We start from the raw sequence: 2,349 nt of genomic DNA, 5'->3' as shown, positions 1-2,349 counted from the left end.
GCCGCCGCCGCTTCGTAGAACCGTGCCGCCACCGCGCGGCCCGTGCGCCTCCAGGGCGCCTTCTCGGCTCATGCCGCGGGGGCGCCCTGATCCGTTGTGTGTGCGACGTGTTCTCATCTCGCCCCACCGTTGCTACGGTGCCGGACCTGACGATGTATCAGCTCCTGCCTCGGGAGGCCCGCATGCGTGCCCTCATCGCCGCCGCGACCGGTCTCGCCGCGGCACTCGCGCTGGTCCTGGCCATCACGGCCATGGGCTCGCCGGCCGGACACACCTCACCGAAGCCGATGCTCACCACCGTCCCCGAACACCCCTGACGCACGCACCGGGAGGGCCGTCGAGATGCGCCGCAAGGCAAGCCTGATCCTGCTCGCGCTCGCCGTGTTCTTCGCGGCGCTGTCCCCGCTGCTGCGCTGGTACGCCTTCCCGCGCCTGGCCAAGATCCCCGCCAACCAGTACCAGGACATGGTGCTGGAGGCGAAGGACGCGACCCTCCTCGACTACGGCACCATGCAGGCCGGGAAGGTCTCCAAGGTCACCGTCGTGCAGACCCTCAAGGGCAACGTCGAGGCCTCCGACAGGATCGAGCGGACCGCGGGCCGTGACGTCGTCGTCTGGGACTCCCTCTCCTACGTCCAGGGCCCCGACGGGAAGATGGTCTCCAAGCTCCCCGAGCGCTACATTTTCGACGCGCACAGCCAGGAACCCGTCCACGCCACCGGAGAGTCCGTCGACGGCGACCCCGTCACCCGCGAGGGCATCGAGTTCAAGTGGCCCTTCCGGACGGAGAAACGGGACTACGAGTACTTCGACGCGCAGACCCGCACCTCGGCGCCCATCCACTACAAGGACACCCGGACCTTCCGGGGAGTCAAGGTCTACTACTTCGAGCAGACCATTCCCTGGACGAAGGTGAAGTTCCCCAAGGTGATGCCCGTCCAGGGCGTCACCCCCGAGTCCATCGCCAAGACCGGCACCACCCGCTGGTACACCACCGTCCGCAGGTTCTGGGTCGAGCCGGTCACCGGAGCACCCGTGTACGGCGAGGAGATCCACAAGGAGGAACTCCGCGGCGGCACGCTCCTGGGCGGCCGGGACAAGGTGACCGCCTTCTCCGGCGACGTGAAGATGCGCGAGGACTACATCAGGCACACCGTCGACCTGGTCAAGTCGAACCGCACCCTCGTCCTGATGATGACCTCCTACCTTCCCTGGGGCTTCCTGCTCCTCGGTGCGGCCCTGCTGTCCCTCTCCCTGTACCTGGAGGCCCGCGGCCGCAGGCCGGGCGAGTCCGCACCCACCCGGGCGGCCGACCCCGAGCCCGTCAGCGCCTGAGCCGCGCGTTCGTGTACCGCGTCGGCTCGGCGGTCGCCGGGTCCTCGGGCCACGGATGCTTGGGGTACCGGCCGCGCAGTTCGGCCCGTACGCCCTTGTAGCCGTCCTTCCAGAAGGACGCGAGATCGGCGGTGACCGCGGCAGGCCGGCCCGCCGGGGAGAGGAGATGTACGAGCACAGGCACGCCGGCGATGGCGGGCGAGGCGTGCAGCCCGAACATCTCCTGCAGTTTCACGGCGAGCACCGGCTGCGCGGGGTCGGCGTAGTCGACGCGGATCCTCGACCCGCTCGGCACCTCGATCCGTTCGGGCGCGAGCTCGTCGAGCCGGGCCGCCTCCCCCGTCGCCCAGGGCAGCAGCCGGTTCAGCGCCTGCCCGGCATCGATCCGCGCCAGGTCCGCCCGCCGCCGGGCACGGCTCAGCTCCGGCTCCAGCCACTCCGCCACGCGCGCGTGCAGGGCTTCATCGGAGACGTCCGGCCACGGGTCACCGAGCCGTCGGCGCAGGAACGCGAGCCGCTGCCGCAGCACCTCGGCGTCCGGCGACCACCGCAGCAGACCGAAGCCCTCCTCCCGCAGCCCTTCGAGCAGCGCGTTCCGTACGAGCCCGGGGTCCGCGTTGCGCAACGGCCGCACGGTCAGCTCCACCGCCCCCAGCCGCTCCACCCGCCGTGCGACGACATCGCCGTCGGCCCAGTGGACCTCGTCGCCCTCGGAGTACAGGCCGGCGGCGGCCCGTCGTGCCGTCCGCTCGTCGATCACCGCCGCGAGCCGCACGCGCGCGTGCCCCCTGCCGACGGGACGGTCGGCGACGGCGACCGCGAGCCAGGGAGCACCGCGCAGGACGGATCCCTCACCGGCGTCGGCGCGGGTCCCGTTGACCATGAGGTGGGAGCCGCCCTGCACCTGCGCGATACGTTCGGGGAACGCCAGCGCGGCGACGAGCCCGACGACCCGGTCGTCCCCGGGCTCCGCCCGCGCCCCGCCGTCCGCCCGGCTGCCGTCACGGCCGCCTC

Annotated in this window: 3 protein-coding genes; 2 read left to right on the top strand and 1 reads right to left on the bottom strand. The window is 71.8% G+C overall.

Annotation, left to right across the window (positions count from 1 at the left end; all coding sequences use genetic code 11):
* Positions 1–182 precede the first annotated feature (182 nt).
* Entirely contained in the window at positions 183–317 is a 135-nt protein-coding gene (locus tag N4G66_RS45035; RefSeq protein ID WP_261710131.1) for an SPW_0924 family protein, read from the top strand.
* Positions 318–342: 25 nt separating this feature from the next.
* Positions 343–1,335 carry a DUF3068 domain-containing protein gene (locus N4G66_RS45030; protein WP_261710130.1) on the top strand — a complete coding sequence of 331 codons (993 nt, stop codon included), beginning with the start codon at positions 343–345 and terminating at the stop codon, positions 1,333–1,335.
* On the opposite strand, the gene N4G66_RS45025 is transcribed toward N4G66_RS45030, so the two are convergent.
* A partial coding sequence (locus tag N4G66_RS45025) for an ATP-dependent helicase C-terminal domain-containing protein (RefSeq protein WP_315903776.1) occupies positions 1,325–2,349 on the bottom strand: 1,025 nt, incomplete at its 5' end. The two genes, N4G66_RS45030 and N4G66_RS45025, sit on opposite strands and share 11 nt — an antisense overlap.

It is taken from the genome of Streptomyces rhizosphaerihabitans, assembly GCF_025399795.1.
GTDB lineage: Bacteria > Actinomycetota > Actinomycetes > Streptomycetales > Streptomycetaceae > Streptomyces > Streptomyces rhizosphaerihabitans.
This window is presented reverse-complemented; position numbering and strand designations above follow the sequence as displayed.

Bases quoted from the DNA above. Each gene is read 5' to 3' on its own strand.
- N4G66_RS45035 (WP_261710131.1), top strand. From the start codon at position 183: ATGCGTGCCCTCATCGCCGCCGCGACCGGTCTCGCCGCGGCACTCGCG.
- N4G66_RS45030 (WP_261710130.1), top strand. From the start codon at position 343: ATGCGCCGCAAGGCAAGCCTGATCCTGCTCGCGCTCGCCGTGTTCTTC.